The sequence below is a fragment of the Chryseobacterium vrystaatense genome (genome assembly GCF_000737765.1).
Lineage (GTDB): Bacteria > Bacteroidota > Bacteroidia > Flavobacteriales > Weeksellaceae > Chryseobacterium > Chryseobacterium vrystaatense.
Window position 1 is genome coordinate 195,346 of the sequence record NZ_JPRI01000003.1, and the last position, 17,519, is coordinate 212,864.

Annotated in this window: 15 protein-coding genes; 9 read left to right on the top strand and 6 right to left on the bottom strand. The window is 36.2% G+C overall.

Annotation, left to right across the window (positions count from 1 at the left end; all coding sequences use genetic code 11):
- Positions 1-21: 21 nt before the first annotated feature.
- The 3 genes from IW16_RS10160 to IW16_RS10170 all read right to left on the bottom strand — a co-directional run bounded on the left by IW16_RS10160 (position 22) and on the right by IW16_RS10170 (position 3,012).
- A complete protein-coding gene (locus IW16_RS10160; RefSeq protein WP_051890086.1) occupies positions 22-630 on the bottom strand; it encodes an anthranilate synthase component II in 609 nt (202 codons plus the stop codon).
- A 62-nt stretch (positions 631-692) separates the two neighbouring features.
- Entirely contained in the window at positions 693-2,117 is a 1,425-nt protein-coding gene (locus IW16_RS10165) for an anthranilate synthase component I family protein (protein WP_034743321.1), read from the bottom strand.
- A gap of 250 nt (positions 2,118-2,367) precedes the next feature.
- Positions 2,368-3,012, bottom strand: a complete 645-nt coding sequence (locus IW16_RS10170) for a hypothetical protein (RefSeq protein WP_034743325.1) — start codon at positions 3,010-3,012, stop codon at positions 2,368-2,370.
- A 139-nt stretch (positions 3,013-3,151) separates the two neighbouring features.
- Here IW16_RS10170 and IW16_RS10175 point away from each other — a divergent pair, with 139 nt between their 5' ends.
- From IW16_RS10175 to IW16_RS10195, 5 genes are all read left to right on the top strand, one after another.
- Positions 3,152-3,376 carry a hypothetical protein gene (locus IW16_RS10175; RefSeq protein ID WP_034743327.1) on the top strand — a complete coding sequence of 75 codons (225 nt, stop codon included), beginning with the start codon at positions 3,152-3,154 and terminating at the stop codon, positions 3,374-3,376.
- Entirely contained in the window at positions 3,376-3,750 is a 375-nt protein-coding gene (locus tag IW16_RS10180) for a c-type cytochrome (RefSeq protein WP_034743330.1), read from the top strand. The genes IW16_RS10175 and IW16_RS10180 overlap by 1 nt, the downstream gene beginning before the upstream one ends.
- Positions 3,751-3,752: 2 nt before the next feature.
- Positions 3,753-4,679, top strand: coding sequence for a 23S rRNA (adenine(1618)-N(6))-methyltransferase RlmF (gene rlmF / locus IW16_RS10185; protein WP_034743334.1), 927 nt, complete (start codon positions 3,753-3,755; stop codon positions 4,677-4,679).
- A 325-nt stretch (positions 4,680-5,004) separates the two neighbouring features.
- The gene (gene lysS / locus IW16_RS10190; RefSeq protein WP_034743338.1) at positions 5,005-6,699 is read left to right on the top strand and encodes a lysine--tRNA ligase; all 1,695 of its coding nucleotides are present in this window, start codon (positions 5,005-5,007) and stop codon (positions 6,697-6,699) included.
- Positions 6,700-6,817: 118 nt separating this feature from the next.
- On the top strand, positions 6,818-7,072 hold the full coding sequence (locus IW16_RS10195; protein ID WP_034743341.1) for a hypothetical protein: 255 nt from the start codon (positions 6,818-6,820) through the stop codon (positions 7,070-7,072).
- A gap of 504 nt (positions 7,073-7,576) precedes the next feature.
- Here IW16_RS10195 and IW16_RS10200 read toward each other — a convergent pair.
- From IW16_RS10200 to IW16_RS10210, 3 genes are read right to left on the bottom strand one after another with little or no spacing between them, the layout of a single operon-like run.
- Positions 7,577-8,092, bottom strand: a complete 516-nt coding sequence (locus IW16_RS10200) for a ClbS/DfsB family four-helix bundle protein (RefSeq protein WP_034743344.1) — start codon at positions 8,090-8,092, stop codon at positions 7,577-7,579.
- A gap of 3 nt (positions 8,093-8,095) precedes the next feature.
- Positions 8,096-9,100 (bottom strand): cytochrome d ubiquinol oxidase subunit II, encoded by a 1,005-nt coding sequence (locus IW16_RS10205; RefSeq protein ID WP_034743348.1) that lies wholly within the window; start codon positions 9,098-9,100, stop codon positions 8,096-8,098.
- Positions 9,097-10,440 (bottom strand): cytochrome ubiquinol oxidase subunit I, encoded by a 1,344-nt coding sequence (locus IW16_RS10210; RefSeq protein WP_034744202.1) that lies wholly within the window; start codon positions 10,438-10,440, stop codon positions 9,097-9,099. Before IW16_RS10210 ends, IW16_RS10205 begins: the two co-directional genes overlap by 4 nt.
- Before the next feature lie 519 nt (positions 10,441-10,959).
- On the opposite strand from IW16_RS10210, the gene gyrB reads away from it, so the two are divergent.
- The 4 genes from gyrB to IW16_RS10230 all read left to right on the top strand — a co-directional run bounded on the left by gyrB (position 10,960) and on the right by IW16_RS10230 (position 17,499).
- A complete protein-coding gene (gyrB, locus tag IW16_RS10215; RefSeq protein WP_034743351.1) occupies positions 10,960-12,894 on the top strand; it encodes a DNA topoisomerase (ATP-hydrolyzing) subunit B in 1,935 nt (644 codons plus the stop codon).
- A gap of 81 nt (positions 12,895-12,975) precedes the next feature.
- Positions 12,976-13,401, top strand: coding sequence for a DUF5684 domain-containing protein (locus IW16_RS10220; protein WP_034743354.1), 426 nt, complete (start codon positions 12,976-12,978; stop codon positions 13,399-13,401).
- A gap of 256 nt (positions 13,402-13,657) precedes the next feature.
- Positions 13,658-15,553: a DUF3857 domain-containing protein gene (locus IW16_RS10225; protein WP_034743356.1), complete on the top strand. Its 1,896-nt coding sequence runs from the start codon at positions 13,658-13,660 to the stop codon at positions 15,551-15,553.
- A gap of 11 nt (positions 15,554-15,564) precedes the next feature.
- Complete coding sequence (locus IW16_RS10230) at positions 15,565-17,499, top strand: DUF3857 domain-containing protein (RefSeq protein WP_034743358.1); 1,935 nt, start codon at positions 15,565-15,567, stop codon at positions 17,497-17,499.
- Positions 17,500-17,519: the final 20 nt, after the last annotated feature.

Consider the following 17,519-nt stretch of genomic DNA (forward strand, 5'->3'; position numbering starts at 1 on the left):
TGTTGGAAGTCTCTATTGTTTTCAAGGTAAAAGGAAGTTTTTAATGATAACTTCTCCATCGGGAGTTAAAATGCTTTCAGGATGGAACTGTACACCATGTACATCATAGGTTTTGTGCTGCAATGCCATGATCATTCCGTCCTTATCTACGGCCGTAATTTCCAGTTCTTCGGGAAAACCTTCGGGATTAACTGCCCAGCTGTGGTATCTTCCTACTTCTATTCCTGAAGTAAGATTCCTGAAAATTTTTGTATTTTCTTTTACCAGCTCGGCAGAAGTGGCAACTCCATGAAAAATTTCTGAGAGATTGATGAGGTTTCCTCCGAAAGCTTCTGCGATAGCCTGCTGTCCAAGACACACTCCCAGAATACTTTTTGTAGGAGCATATGCTCTGATCACATCCAATAGAATTCCTGCTTCTTCGGGAATTCCGGGACCCGGAGAAAGAATGATTTTATCGTATTTTTCTATTTCTTCCAGAGTAATCTGATCATTCCTTACGACATCCACCTTTTGATTCAGAATTCTTTCAATGATCTGGACAAGGTTGTACGTAAAGCTGTCATAGTTATCAAAAACCAGAACTTTAAGTTGTTCCTGATTTCCTGTCTGATTTATATTGTTATTCATTTTTTGTTTTTTAATTGTTGAGGTAGTGGTACTGGTTGATAGTTATTGTTCACTCATCACTCTTAATTCATCACGATCTTTCCGGCCTTGTCTACCGCTTTTTTTAGGGCATTTAATTTATTATTGACTTCCTGCAGTTCGTTTTCAGGAACTGATTTTGCGACCAACCCCGCCCCGGCCTGATAATAAAGGGTATTGTTTCTGCTTAAAAAAGTACGGATCATTATAGCCTGATTACAGGTTCCGTTTAACCCGATCATACCGATGCATCCCCCATAATAACCACGGGAATCTTTTTCATACTGATCAATAAGTTGAAGAGCTCTGTGTTTGGGAGCACCGCTTAAGGTTCCCTGTGGAAACGTTGCAGAAACCATATCCAGAGGGTTGATGTTTTCAGGAAGATCGGCAGTAACTTCGCTTACCATATGAATCACATGAGAGAAAAGCTGGATCTCCTTAAGTTTGGTAACAGTCACGTTTTTGCCCAGTTTTCCGAGGTCATTTCTTGCTAAATCCACCAGCATGGTATGTTCCGCATTTTCTTTCGGATCATTTTTCAGTGCTTCAATAGATTGAAGGTCCGTTTCCAGATGCCCGGTCCGCTTGAAGGTTCCTGCAATAGGATGGATGATAGCCTTGTTATCTTTGATGATCAGCTGGCTTTCAGGGCTGGATCCGAATAATTTGTAATTTCCGTAATCAAAAAAGAAAAGATAAGGAGAAGGATTGATATTCCTAAGCGCACGGTATACATTGAATTCGTCTCCTTTGAATTTCTGTTCAAACCTTCTGCTTAACACCAGTTGGAATACATCGCCTCTCATGCAGTGTTTCTGAGCGGTTTTTACCAGTTCGATATATTCTTCATCTGTAAGATTAGAGGTTTCGTTACCGATTTTTTCAAAAGGGTAGACCGGGGTATTTTGATTTCTGATCAGATTTTCCAGCAGATAAAGGTCAGATTTTAAACCGGGAATTTGATTTTCAATAATATGCATCTCATCGTTGTAATGGTTGATGGCGATTACATATTGGTATAACCGGTAACGGAGAATAGGAATCTCTACTTCCGGACTCTGCGGTTTTAAGTTGATATTTTCGAAGAACTGTACAGCTTCAAAACTTGTATATCCAAAAAGACTCTGAGCGGTCTGTTCAATAGGATCATGAGTAGTCTCACATTCGAAGATGCTTTGGAATTCATCAAAAATATCCGTGATATTACGTTCTCCGATCAGGTGTTTCACCGGATCTGAACACGGCAGTTTGATTTCAAACTCAGTAAGGTTTTTAACCTCAATTCCTGCAACAGCATTTACTGCAATAAATGAAAAGTTATTGTCAATATTCTTGGAATCTGAGCTTTCCAACAGGATTGTATCCCGGAACCTGTCTCTGATCTGAAGATAGATATTCATAGGAGTATAAAGGTCTCCCAGTGTTTTTTTGGAATCTGTCTTTATTTTTATTTTTTGAATGGACATCTTACTTGTATTTTTTTGTTTTGGATTAAATAAAAAAAGGCTTCAACGGAATCCGTCAAAGCCTATATATTGTGTATTTTAATTATTCTGCTATCACTAGCAACATGACAATACCTCCAGACCCGACGAAGAGTTTGAAAGCCACCACCAAATATTGTTGCTCATATTAAACATGGGACAAATTTAGAAATTTTTTTATTACAAAAACAAGAAAAAAGTCAAAAATTAAAAAACTTAAAATAGAAATCCTTTACTGGAGACGTTTAAGCTCCTTTTTTAATTCTTCAATTTTCATTTTATATTCTTCACTGTCATAGCTTTTTACATAGTCTTCCAAGGCGGAAATATATTCCTGAATGAATTCTTTATTGGTTCTGTCTGCTTCATATTTAATCTTCGCAGATTGTATAGGGGCTATTTTTTCATACTTCAGCAGATTGTTTCCTTCCTCAGATTGATAGTAGAGAATTACAATGTTTTTCTCATATCCCGGAATATATTTTACAGGAAAATGCTGTCCCATCCCTGGAATTCTTATCGCGTTTTCGATAGGGTAGATGGTTGCGCTTGTCGTAGAAAAAAATGTTGAGGTATATTTTCCATCCTTTTTCTTAACAATGGCTTCATAATCATGAATGTACATGTCGTTCAGAGTAGAATTGGTTTCTACATCGGAAGTGATTACAGCGGTGCTTTCCACACCGTATTTGTTTAAAAACCAGGCATTAAGATACTGTCCGGCAAATCCATTCAGAATAGCCAGAGGAATGATGGGAGCAAGGAACCATGCTTTTTTGGTCAGAATAGAAAGTAATATAAAGAATACCAGGAGTATGATCACAGTATAAAAGCCGTGATGACTGGTGAAAAACAGTATTTTGGAGATCCATATCATAGCTTAAATTTAAAATTATTGACGCACATAACCATTATCTAATCATTAATTTTATTGTAAAATATGAGCAATGTGGAGATAAGTCATGAGTTTAAAAGCTTATTTTTTCTATTTTTGTCTAAATTTTATAGAAAAAATAATGAGAAAAGTATTAGCAATTGCATTCATCGGAAGTTTATTCGTAGTAAACTGCTCTAAGAAACCAGATCATACATTACAGGACAGCAACACAATGCTGGAAGAACCTGAAGTTACAACGGTGGTAGATTCTACAGCTAAGAAAGCTGCTCCTGCTGCTGCAACAACTCCTGCAACAGCTGCTCCTGAAGCGGCTAAAACAGACTCTACTGCAGCAAAAAAATAATGAAAAAATTCCTTTTAGCAGGAGCTTTAGGATTTTTAATCCTTTCCTGTTCTAAAAAAGAAAATACGGAAGCATCATCTATGCCTTCTGAAACATCCGCTGTTTCGGAACCGGCAAAGACCAATCTTTCAGGTGACCAGATCATGGAAACATTAGACTGTTCAGGATGCCATTCCGTAAATGAGAGAATGATAGGACCTTCTTATAAGGAGATTGCAGGAAAATATTCTGAAAAGGATATTGAACTGCTTGCTTCTAAGATTATAGAAGGCGGAAGCGGAGTTTGGGGAGGCGTTCCGATGGCTGCCCATCCACAGGTATCTAAAGAAGATGCTAAAAAAATGGTAGAATATATTTTGAGTCAGAAAAAATAAATATGACTACTGAAAAATCCAGTCTGCACACAAGAAATCTGCATCGCAATCCCTATGATTTTGATCAGCTCATTTCTTGTGTGCCAGAACTGAAACACTATGTATTTGTTAATGCTTATCAGACGGCTACCATTAATTTCAGCCTTCCAAAAGCTGTAAAACTTCTTAATCAGGCATTACTCTTACATTTTTATAATATCAAAAACTGGAATATACCTGAGGCAAATCTATGTCCTCCAATTCCCGGAAGAGCAGATTACATCCACTACATTGCTGATCTTTTAGCCGAACAAAGATCAGGAGTTCCCACGGGAAATCCTGTATCAGGTCTGGATATCGGAACAGGGGCAAACCTTGTTTATCCCCTACTGGCTCACAGGTCTTATGGCTGGACAATGATGGGAACGGATATCAATCAGGATTCTTTGGAAAATGCACAGCGTATTTTGGACCATAATCCGGATTTATCGCCTGCGATTCAAGTAAAACATCAGCCAGATCCTGTTCATATTTTCAAAAATATCATAGAAAAGGGAGATCGTTTCATGTTTTCTATGTGTAATCCTCCTTTTCACGATTCTGAGGAATCTGCCCTGAAAGGAAACCTTAGGAAAACAAAAAACATTAACAGATCAAAGTCTAAAAAGCCTCTGCTAAATTTTGGAGGACAACAGTCGGAATTGTGGTGTGAAGGTGGTGAGATAGCTTTTATCTCAAAAATGATTGAGGAAAGCAGCCAATACGCTTCACAAGTCTTATGGTTTACCTGTCTGGTTTCTAAAAAAGATAATTTACCTAAGTTGATTACCCTTTTGAAAAAGGTGAAAGCATTAGATATCAAAACGATAGATATGGCTCAGGGCCAAAAAGTAAGCAGAATGCTGGCTTGGACCTTTATTCCTCAAAAAGACCGCAAAAATTGGCTTTAAAATTTTAAGGGCCAACTTACAACAAAAGTCAATGGTCATCTTTGTGAGTCGTTTCAATGGCTGGATTTAATGTAATAGTCAATTTTATTTCGCAGATGGCTGTCAATATTAATTCATAAAAAATAACTGTGAGGTAGGTCAACAGCTGACCATTGACGCTTAAACTGTTAATTCTCAATGATATCTTCATCTATAAATTCACGGGGAAACCAATTCACGATTCACCATTGCCTCCATATCTTGGACATTTAATAAATTTCTGACAAAAGCCATTGATGATGAATTCAAAAATGCCTAAATTTGTACGCTTTTAGAAAAATAAGAAATGCAATTATCAGAACAAGAAATCATTAGAAGAGAAAAGCTGAATAAGCTTACTGAAATGGGAATTAATGCATTCCCTGCGGAGGAGTATACGATTACAGATACTACAGAATCTATAAAACAGGATTTTTCTGAGAATAAACAGGTGAAGATCGCTGGTAGATTGATGTCCCGCAGAATTCAGGGAAAGGCTTCTTTTGCTGAATTGCAGGACTCTAAGGGGAAGATCCAGGTCTATTTCAACAGAGACGAGATCTGTCCGGGTGAAGATAAAGAACTGTACAATGAAGTGTATAAGCACCTTTTGGACATTGGAGATATTATCGGTATCGAAGGAACTTTATTTACTACTCAGGTCGGAGAAATGACGATCTTAGTAAAGAACTTTACCCTTCTTACTAAAGCTTTACGTCCTCTTCCTCAGCCCAGAACTGATGAAAATGGTGTAGTGCACGATGGATTTACAGATCCTGAATTAAGATACAGACAACGTTATGTGGATTTAACGGTTAATCCGCAGGTGAAGGAGATCTTTGTAAAAAGAACAAAAATGTTCAATGCGATGAGGACTTTCTTCAACGATGCAGGATATTTTGAGGTAGAAACACCTATTTTGCAGTCTATTCCGGGAGGAGCGGCCGCAAAACCGTTTATTACCCATCACAATGCTTTAGATATTCCGTTATACTTGAGAATCGCTAACGAATTATATTTGAAAAGATTGATCGTGGGAGGTTTTGACGGTGTTTATGAGTTCTCTAAAAACTTCAGAAATGAAGGAATGGACAGAACCCACAACCCGGAATTTACAGCCATGGAAATCTATGTAGCCTACAAGGACTACAACTGGATGATGGATTTTACCGAGAAACTTCTGGAATTCTGTGCAGTTCAGGTTAATGGAAGTGCAGAGTCTACTTTCGGAGAACATACAATCAATTGGAAAGCTCCTTATCCTAGGGTTTCCATGACAGAAGCAATTCAAAAGTTTACTGGTTTCGATATCACGGGTAAAACTGAACAGGAACTGTTTGATTTTGCTAAATCTATCGGAATTGATGTGAATGAAACGATGGGGAAAGGAAAATTAATTGATGAAATCTTCGGTGAAAAATGTGAAGGAAACTTCATCCAGCCGACGTTCATCACAGATTATCCGATCGAAATGTCTCCATTGACTAAGAAACACAGAAGCAAAGAAGGTCTTACAGAACGTTTTGAACTAATGGTTTGTGGGAAGGAGATTGCCAATGCATATTCCGAGTTAAATGATCCTATTGATCAGAGAGAACGTTTTGAATCTCAAATGACCTTGTCAGAAAGAGGGGATGATGAAGCGATGTTTATCGACCAGGATTTCTTAAGAGCATTAGAATATGGTATGCCTCCAACTTCCGGATTGGGAATTGGAATGGACAGACTAATCATGTTCCTGACGAACAATGCATCTATCCAGGAAGTGTTATTCTTCCCTCAGATGAGACCGGAGAAAACGGTTCCTCAGATTGAATTGGGTGAAGATGAAAAAGTGATTCTGGAAATTTTAAAATCAGGAGAACAGGTTTCATTAAATGAGGTGAAACAACAAAGTCAGCTTTCCGGTAAAAAATGGGATAAAGCATCTAAAACTTTAACCAAAAATAATTTGGTGAAAGTGGAGAAGATTGATGACAATCTTTTGATGAAATTAGCCTAATATTATCAATATATAGTATAAAAGACTGCCTTTTGGCGGTCTTTTTTTTCTGTTATAAAGAAGGGTATTCTTTGTATATTGACCTCTTCAATAGTTTGAGCTGAAACCTTGATTAGACATGCCCAAACGTATCAAAATTCTTCAGCCTGTTGTACTGTACACAGCTCATGCAGAAAGTTCTAAAACTTCTGACTTTCTGCATGAAGGAGAAATCGTAAAATTTAACCGTGAAAAAAGGCGGAATGGAATGAACTGGATGGAAATCTATTTCCATGGAAAGAAAAATTGTATAAAGAAAGATTTTTCTAAAATGTCCATATTAAGGAAGGTAAAGCTTATTGACGATTCTTGTACTGTCGTTTTCGATACATAGAAAACGACAAAAAATTATGGATTCAATGATTTATTTACTCCACATCAGCTTGACGGTATTGATCAGGGAGTTATAAAGATGAAGAGGATTTATGATGAAGCTCAAAAAAGAAAAATAGGTGAACTTGTATTATAATAAAACAGTCGTAGAGGTTTCAAAAAGAATTTTTTCAAGAGGAGAAGAAATCATTATTACTAACAAAAATGGAATGTTTTTAGAAGTTTTATATGGTAAAAAGTTTGGGTATATTTTATCTGATGTTGTTTAGTATGAAGCAAGAAATTGGTAGGTCACTGTTGTGGTGGTTGTAGTGATTTTAGGAATGACAATTGGGAGCTTTTATGCATTAATAGATAATGGTTGGACAATTACAGGTTTAATAATTTATATTCCTGTAATTATTATTACCGCTATAATTGTGATTGGTATAAAGTTCATTTTATCAATATTCAACATTATATTTCAAAATATAAGAAAGCGTGTATAAACATGAAAGGCACAGAACTATTCTGTGCCTTTTTCTTTTTTCCATTTTCGCAGCTGAGCTCTGAAATTCTTAAACGGTGCTGCGGTATTGATATGTATCCATTTCCAGACCGGCCATTTCGCTGGTGTTGTAGCCCATTGCCTCTGTTCAGGAATGAATAAAGTTTCGTGATCAAGACTTTCAATCCACTTTATAATTTCATTGACCTGCATCTGTAATAATTCTCTCTGTTGATGAAGGCTGTAGCCCTCATACTTGCTGTAAAAGGATTGATACAAACCTCCCAAATTATTCCATTTATATTCTGGTGCCGGAGTTTGTACTTTTAGTCCTTTTTTCTCGTCAGCCTCCCATTGTAATAGGAGGGCAGTCCATCCCAGCTGATACGCTATATTCTGTGAAGGAGTTTTATCGATTCCAGATTTCAGAAGATCTTTTTTATCTTCAGAGATGTCATCAAGCTCCTGGTCATATAAAAGATGATTCTTCTTTATAGCTTCAATAAGTTCGGTTTTGTCCTTATACTGTACCATATATTACTTTCTCAGTCTGCTGAATGAAGCCATCAGGTAAAACAAAAACGGCAGGATAAACAGAGAGCCAAGAATCAGAGCCCAACCTAAAGCAGCTATTGTTTTCGGAGGAGCCATATGTGCGAGCAGTGATAGATGCTGTCCGTTTCCAAGTAAAATAATATCAGGATTATGCTGATAAGTAGCGGCTACAAGAATCATCACCATCTGAAAGCCTGCCAATGCCCGTACAGGAAGCAGTTTTCGAAGATGAAGAGCGCGAAGGATCAATCCTAAAGCTACAGTAGCAAAGGAAATTGCCATAACTCCCAACGGTTTAGAAAATACCCACATCACAAGAGGGATATCAGATAGGTAAGCTGTTAAAAATACAAGCATTCCTGTGATCACAACGAAAATCATCGTTTGTTTTGATTTTTTGATCATCAATGTAAGATCAGCTTTATCGCGGGTTTCTCTTAATGAAAAGATAGAAGCCAGATAAGCACATAAGGCTACAGTAAACAGCCCGACCGAAACACCAAACCAGTTTAACCAGCTGAAAATATATAAGTCCGCAAATCCTACAGCATCAGGATTGATAGAATGAGAAACCGTAGCGGCTGCAATCAATCCTAAGAAAAATGGAGTAAGCAGACTTGCATAGTAAAATATCTGTGTGTACACAATCTGCATATTGTCTTTTACGGCATCATAATGTCTGAAGGTAAAAGCTGTTCCTCTCGCAATAATACCTAAAAGCATCAAGACTAAAGGGATATGAAGGTAAGTGGACATCGTCGTATAAATCTCCGGAAATCCCACAAAAAGAATTACGATTGCAATAATCAGCCACATATGATTAGCCTCCCATACCGGAGCGATGGATTCATACATGATTTCCTGGGTTTTATGACGGGCTTTTTTATGCGTGAAAAGTTCTACAATCCCGGCTCCGAAATCAGCACCGCCCAAAATGATATAGAGGCATATAGAAAGCCATAGAAAACCTATAACAACGTAGATCATGATTTTTTGTTTTTATCGTTAAACTGAGGGTCTGTAGGATCGTAAAGTTTGGGTACCATCTGGATCTGTCTTCTCAATAGAAAGATAATAATCAGAGATAATGATACAAAAATAGCCGTAAAGAAATAGAAGGAATACTGTATTCCCGGCATAGGTGTTACGGCATCTACGGTTTTCATAATTCCGTAGATAATCCAGGGCTGTCTTCCAACCTCGGTCACCGTCCATCCGGCTTCAAGGGCAATATACCCGAAAGGGGTAGCAAACAGAAATGTTTTTAAAAGCCAGTTTTTTTCAAGCCATTCTTTTTTGAAGAAGAAAGCGTACAGATAAACTCCTCCAATACAAATCATGACAACACCGAAGAAGATCATAATTTGGAAAGCGTAATGTACGACCGCTACCGGTGGCCATTCGTCTCTTGGGAAATCATTTAATCCTTTTACTTCATGATTGAAATCATTGCTCACCAGGAAGCTCAGTACTTTAGGGATTTTAATCGCATATTTCACTTCTCCTTTTTCCTGATCAGGAATCCCGCCAATAATAAAGGGTGCTCCTTTTTCGGTTTCAAAGTGAGCTTCCATGGCAGCCAACTTAATAGGTTGTCTTTCTGCCACAGATTTAGCGGCAACATCACCGCTCAATGGTGCTCCGAATGCTCCGATCAATGCAAATCCGGCTGCAATTCTGAATGCTTTGGTATGAAATTCTACATTCTTCCTTTTCATTATTAAAAAAGCGTGAACCCCCGCAACGGCAAATCCTGTAGCACAAAAGGCAGCCACGGTCATATGAAGAGCCTGAGGAAACCAGGCATCATTAAACATCGCTTTAATAGGGTCTATATTTAAATACTGTCCGTTGATATAATCAAAACCTGTTGGTGAATTCATCCATGCATTAGCAGCAACGACAAGTATTCCCGAAGCTAATCCGCTTAATCCTACCAAAAATCCACAGAACCAATGAAACCATTTATTAAATTTTTCCCAGCCATATAAAAAGAATCCAATGGCAATCGCTTCAATAAAAAACGCTGTTCCCTCAAGTGAAAAGGGCATTCCGAAGATCGGCCCAGCATGCTTCATAAATCCGGGCCACAGAAGTCCAAGCTCAAAAGATAGCATGGTTCCAGAAACAGCCCCGGTTGCAAACAGAATAGCAACTCCCTTGCTCCAGGCCTTAGTAAGTCCTTTATAAACTTCATTATTGGTTTTAAGGTATTTCCAGTGAGCAAATGCCATCAGAAAAGGCATCACCATTCCCACACACGCGAAAATGATATGAAAGCCCAGCGATAAGGCCATCTGCGCGCGGGCTGCAATAAAATCATCCATATTATCAACTTTTGAGTAAATAAATTTAAGCATAAAATACGGATGTAGAATATGATTTAACACAGTTGACGTTTAAGAAATAGGTTATAACTTTAAACTTTTTTGGACAGAAGATCCTTGTTTTTCCATGGTGAAAATCAGGTTTTTTATGAAATTTACCGGAGGGCTTCTTACTGGATGACAAAATGGAAACCAATCAATAACACTACTTTATCATTTAATTGAAGAAACTTTACTTTAGTTTTTTATGGCAGGACGGAAGGAGAAGAATGAAATGATGGAAAATTGGAAAAATTTATTGAAAATAAATAGAGGATAGGATTATAGTAAATAAAATGATAAAAAATTGATCCTGAAAAGGATAAAATTTCTGTATAAAGAACCGTTAAGAATCATGCAGGCTGAGGTCTGCTTTTTTATATACAAGACAATACTTTTTTGACATATTTTAACTTTCATAAGTCGAAAAAAATCACGATATTTGTAGGTCTTTGCATTACGCAAAATTATTAATTTTATATGAGTCAAAAACAATATACAGCTAGCAGTATCCAGGCCTTAGAAGGTATGGAACACGTTCGATTAAGACCATCAATGTACATTGGAGATGTAGGAGTAAGAGGTCTTCATCATTTGGTTTATGAAGTAGTAGATAACTCTATTGATGAGGCTTTAGCAGGGTATTGCGATACCATTTTGGTAACCATCCATGAAGGAGAAAGTATCTCCGTAAAAGATAACGGTAGAGGAATTCCTGTAGATTTTCACGAAAAAGAACAAAAATCTGCTTTAGAGGTTGTCATGACTAAAATCGGAGCAGGAGGAAAATTTGATAAAGATTCTTACAAAGTATCCGGAGGTCTTCACGGAGTTGGTGTATCGTGTGTGAACGCACTTTCCACTTTATTGGTGGCTACAGTAAGCCTTAACGGTAAATTATATCAACAGAAATATTCAGAAGGAAAAGCACTGGCAGATGTTGCTGAAATAGGAACTACTGAGGAAAGAGGAACTGAAGTTTTCTTCCAACCCGATGCAACGATCTTTCAGGAAACTGTTTATAATTACGACACCCTTGCAACGAGATTACGTGAATTAGCCTTTCTGAACAAAGGGATTACGATAACGCTTATTGATGAGAGAACCCCTAACGAAGACGGATCATTCCCTACAGAAATTTTTCATTCTGAAGGCGGTCTGAAAGAGTTTGTAGAATATATCGACGGAAACAGAGAGTCTATCATGGAGAATGTGATCTTCATGGAAGCAGAAAGAGATGATATTCCTGTAGAAGTGGCGATGCGTTATAACACGTCATTCAGCGAGAATCTTCACTCTTATGTAAATAATATCAATACGCATGAAGGGGGAACACACCTTGCAGGTTTCAGACGTGCTCTGACGAGAACATTAAAGAAGTATGCTGATGATTTAGGTATTCCGCAAAAAGAAAAAGTGGAAATTACAGGGGATGACTTCCGTGAAGGACTGACTGCCGTAATTTCTGTAAAAGTAATGGAACCTCAGTTTGAAGGACAGACCAAAACGAAATTAGGAAACTCTGAAGTTTCCGGTGCTGTAGATAAAATTGTTGGGGAAATGCTTTCTAATTTCCTTGAAGAAAACCCTAATGAGGCGAAAATTATTGTTCAGAAGGTTGTATTAGCAGCAAAAGCAAGACAGGCAGCTAAGAAAGCCCGTGAAATGGTTCAGAGAAAATCTCCAATGGGTGGTTCTGGACTTCCCGGGAAATTATCTGACTGTTCTTCAAAAGATCCGGCAGAATCTGAACTGTTCCTTGTAGAGGGAGATTCCGCAGGTGGTACGGCTAAGCAAGGTCGAGACAGACATTTTCAGGCTATTTTACCATTGAGAGGTAAAATTCTGAACGTTGAAAAGTCAATGCTTCATAAAGTATATGATAACGAGGAAATTAAGAATATCTATACCGCTCTTGGAGTTTCTGTAGGTACTGAAGAGGACAGCAAGGCCTTAAATATGGCTAAACTGAGATATCATAAAGTAGTAATTATGACCGATGCCGACATTGACGGATCTCACATTTCTACGCTGATTCTTACCTTCTTCTTCAGATTTATGAAGGAACTGATTGAAAATGGATATATCTATATTGCTCAGCCTCCTTTATATTTATTGAAGAAAGGAAACAAGAAAGTATATGCTTATAACGAGAAAGAGCGTGAAGAATTTACTTTAGAAATGTCTCCGGACGGAAAAGGGGTAGAAGTTCAGCGTTATAAAGGTCTAGGAGAAATGAACCCAGAGCAGCTTTGGGAAACCACTCTTAACCCTGAACACAGAATCTTGAAGCAGGTAACGATTGATAATGCAGTAGAGGCGGACAGTATATTCTCAATGTTGATGGGAGATGAGGTTCCACCAAGAAGAGAGTTTATCGAGAAAAATGCAAAATATGCTAAGATCGACGCATAATTATTAAAAATATATTATAAAAAGCTTCTATTTAATAGAAGCTTTTTATATATTTGGTACAAACCAATAAAAAATAATAATATGTTAACTCTTTTACAAACAGACCCTTATGAAGGGGTCGATGCAATGTCTGGTGCTGCAGCGGCAGGGCTGGGAATGGGCTCCATGATATTCGGATTGCTGATTTATATATTTTATGGATACTGTATGTATAAAATATTTCAGAAAGCAGGAAGAGAAGATGCCTGGGCTGCTTTTATCCCGGTTTACAATATCATCGTAATGCTGGATATTGTGAAAAAACCAATTTGGTGGATCATTTTATTTTTGATTCCTTTGGTTAATATTTATGCATCATGGGTAGTCAATGACAGATTGGCGAAGGCCTTTGGAAAGGAAACTCCTGTATATACTATTCTTTTGTTTTTCTTTGGATTTATTTTCGTGCCTGTCCTGGCTTTCAGTAATGATAAGTATGATAGCAGCAGAATTCCAAATGATCAGTAACCATAAAAAAAAGATATTAAAAGACTTCAGAAATGGAGTCTTTTTTTTATGCTATATTTCAATTACAAAAACATTCATGTAAGAAAGAAAATTTTCTGAAAATTACAAAATATCCATATTTGGAGATATAAATTGTTAAAACCCTAACATAAAAAGATTTCTTTAATGGAAGCTTTTCCGTCATATCACTATTTGTGTTAAAATAAAAAATTAACAGTTATTAAGATTTTATTATTTTTGTCCAATTTTAATAACCATGATGAAAATTTTAATTATAGGAGCTTTATCTACCGCCTCTATATATTTCGCACAAAACTATCCTGTTTCTGCTATTCCCGAAAACTTAAAGAAAAATGCAAGCGTCGTTATTCGGAAAGAAACGACAGCTATAGCAATTAATAAAATTGATGATATTGTCTATAAAAAATCATCGGTAATCACCCTTCTAAATAAAGATGCCGTTGGTTATTCTATTCCAAGAATAGCTTACGGAAAAGGAAATAGCGTGTCGGGTGTAAAAGTGGTTATCTATGATGAGAAAGGAGCAAAAGTAAAATCATATTCTAAAAGTGATTTTACCGACATTGCAGCTAATCCGCAGGGCACATTTTATTCTGATAACCGTATGCTTGTCCTTCCATATGATTATTCAAATTTTCCTTATACTGTAGAATTCAGTTATGAAATAGGTGACGAAAATACGGTATTCATTCCTGACTATACACCATTTTATGAAAATAATGTTTCTTTACAGGAAAGTACTTTTAGTATAATCAATAAGTCGGGGATTAATCTCCGTACAAAAATATATGAATCACCTTTCGGTTATGCAACTGTCAATACAAAAACTGAAAATGACAGTCGATTTTATTCTTTCCAGAATATTGCTGCAATCGATACAAAAGACCTTGCTCCGAGTCCTCAGAAAATACTTCCTAAGGTGAGTTTTTCTCTTGATCACTTTAATCTTGTAGGCAAAAAGGGGAGTATTACTTCATGGCAGGATTTTGGAAAATGGTATTATGACAATCTGCTGAATCCTGTTTCAGTTTCTACACCTCAAATCAAAGCTGAAATTGCATCATTAAATTTATCAGGAACTACGGAAGAAAAAGTTAAAAAGATCTACCAATATATGCAAAGCAAAACCAGGTATATTTTTGTGGCTCTGGGAATTGGTGGATGGCAGCCAATGCTTCCTGATGAGGTACAGAAAAAAGGTTACGGAGACTGTAAAGGCTTGAGCAATTATATGAGAACACTTTTAACTGAAGCCGGGATTCAATCATACTATGCTATCATTAATTCTAATTCTTCACCAGTCAGTTTTGATAAAGATTTTCCTAAAATGGCAGGAAATCACGTCATTCTTGTAATTCCTACCGAAAAAGGTAATATCTGGTTGGAGAACACTTCTCAGGAAATCGCTTTTAATCATTTGAGCTTCAGTACAACAGACAGAAATGTGTTGGCTGTAAAATCCGATGGGATAGAAATAATGCAGACTCCCAGTTATTCTGCGGAGCAAAATACAGGAATTCAGCATATTGATATTCAATTAAATACTGATAAAACGGTTTCAGGAAAAGCAAAACTTTCTTATAAGGGCAGTCAGTATGATTTTAATCTTATCTATCTTATGCTTCCGGAAAAAGATAAAATAGATTTTATGAAGAAGAGGCTTTCCACTCTCAACATTGAAAATCTGGATATTAAAAGTATTACAAACAATAAAGATCAGGGGATTATTGATCTTGATATAGACTTTAAAGCTTCCAATTATTCAAAAATGCTGGGGGAGGGATATATCTTCCGTGCTGTCCCGATTTATAATGATGTATTTTATCAGGAAGAAGAAAATAGAAAACTCCCTTTTGAAAGTAAGCTTTCCTATCAGGATGAGTACCATATTGCCTATCAGGTTCCTGCTAATTATTTTATAGAGGAGATTCCCAAAGATGTAAGTCTTAATTCTGAATTCGGAACCTACAGCATTTCCTTTGTAAAGGAAGACGGGAAACTGCTGGTAAAGCGGACTATAAAAATCAATAAGGGATTGTATTCCAAAGAAAAATATAATGAGTACATCGTTTTCAGAAAAAAGATCCTTAATTCTGATAATTCAAAAATTTTAATAACTAAAAAATCATAATAAACAAAGTGATGAAAAACTTCGTAACCACAAATAAACTCAATGTAGCTGTATGTTGTTTAGCATTTAATGTATTATCTGCACAGCATAAATTTCTTGTTCAACCAGCTTTTGAGGAAACAGATTTAAGAAAAGAAAATTCTCTTATAGAAAAGACTGCACCTGCGGAAATATTGTACCGAAGCGTACGATTTAATGTTTTGAGAGATTTTTCTGTTGAAAAAGAGTATTATTCAAAAATTAAAATATTTAATAAAGATAAGGCTGAAGATTGGCTGAATATAGAAATTCCTGTACAGACTGGAGAGTCCCTCGATAAATATGATGTTAAGGTTTATAATATTTCCAACGGAAAAGTTGAAAAAATTTCAATTGATAAAAAAGATCAGCTGAAAGAGAACTTTGTTAAGGGACTTAAATTTTATAAAGTGGCAGTACCTAATATTTTAGATGGATCTGTTATTGAATACAGTTATAGAATTACAACCAACAATGTATTTGGTCTTACCCATTATCTGGAGCAGAATATTCCGGTAGTTTACCAGGAATATAATCTTGAATATCCTGACTCTTTAGCTTATTTTTTTGATAATACAGGTAATGCTATTGTACCAAAGCATCAGGTTGCTACTACGGAAAGCAGAATGGGAGCTTTATACAACATCTATAGATTTGGGTATGAAAATATGAAACCTATCCGAAAAGAACTTTTTACGAAAGATATGAACAGATTCCGGGGAAAAATAAAACCGGAATTAAAGAAATTTACGACAAAGTACTTCTCTTATGAAGAAATAACGGATTGGAATACGGCTGCAAAAAAGCTTGACGAGATAGATAATTTTGGAGGATATTTGAAGAGTAATGTAAAAGATATTGTTCCAGAAAATATCAAAACATATTACGAACCTTCAGAAAGAGCGAATAAAATTTTTGGTTTTGTAAAAGACAACTACAAATGGAACAGAAAGGATGGAATATTTGCTGAGCAGACAGTCAAGCAGCTGGTTAAAACAAAATCTGGTAGTGGTGCTGATATTAACCTGCTTCTGATTATGCTCTTAAGAAATGCTGGAATTGAAGCAAATCCTTTGTTGATTTCTACTGTTGATAATGGGATTTTAAATATTGTCGCTCCAAACATCGGTAATTTAAACTTCGTGCTTGCATCTGCTAAAATTAATAACAAAATGTATATTTATGATGCAACATCCTTTAATTCTAAAGCTGATCTCCTGCCAGAGAGAGACTGGAATGATTTCGGGATTTTGCTTGAAAAAGATAAAGGAATTACCTTATCTCTTAAAAATACCAATGTAAGTAAAAAAGAACAAACCATTAAAGCCAGCTTAGATATAGAGAATTCTATAGTGAAAGGGACATTTTCTCAAAAAGATAACGGAATGTATGGAATCGAATCCTATGATGAATTTGATATCAATAAAGATAAATACAACGAATCCTTTAAGTCAAAATATGGTGCAGAGATGAAAGATGTAGAATCCAAAGTGCTTCAGAATGGTGATTTTGAAACTCAGATGAAATTCTCAGGTAATAGCTTAATCGATGTTGTGGGAAGTAAGATTGTAATGAATCCTCTTCTGTTTCTTAATAAAGAGAATGAGCTATTTGATCAGACAGAAGCCAGGAAGCACCAGATTGATTTTATTTCTGCATTTGACAAAGAAAAAAGAGTAGAATTGGAAATACCAGAAAATTATAAAGTGGTAAGTATTCCTAAGGATAAAAAAATCAGAACTGATGATAAAGAAATATCCTATTCGTATAAAGTAGAAACTGTAGGCAATAAACTCATTATTACATCCAAGATAAGTACTGCGAACAATACTTATCCAAAAGAATATTATCCCGTCTTTAAACAGATATGGAAAGTGATTTCTGATTCTGAAAATCAGGTTGTTAGCTTAGAAAAGAAAGAAGGGTGAAATTTTTATTAATAAAACAA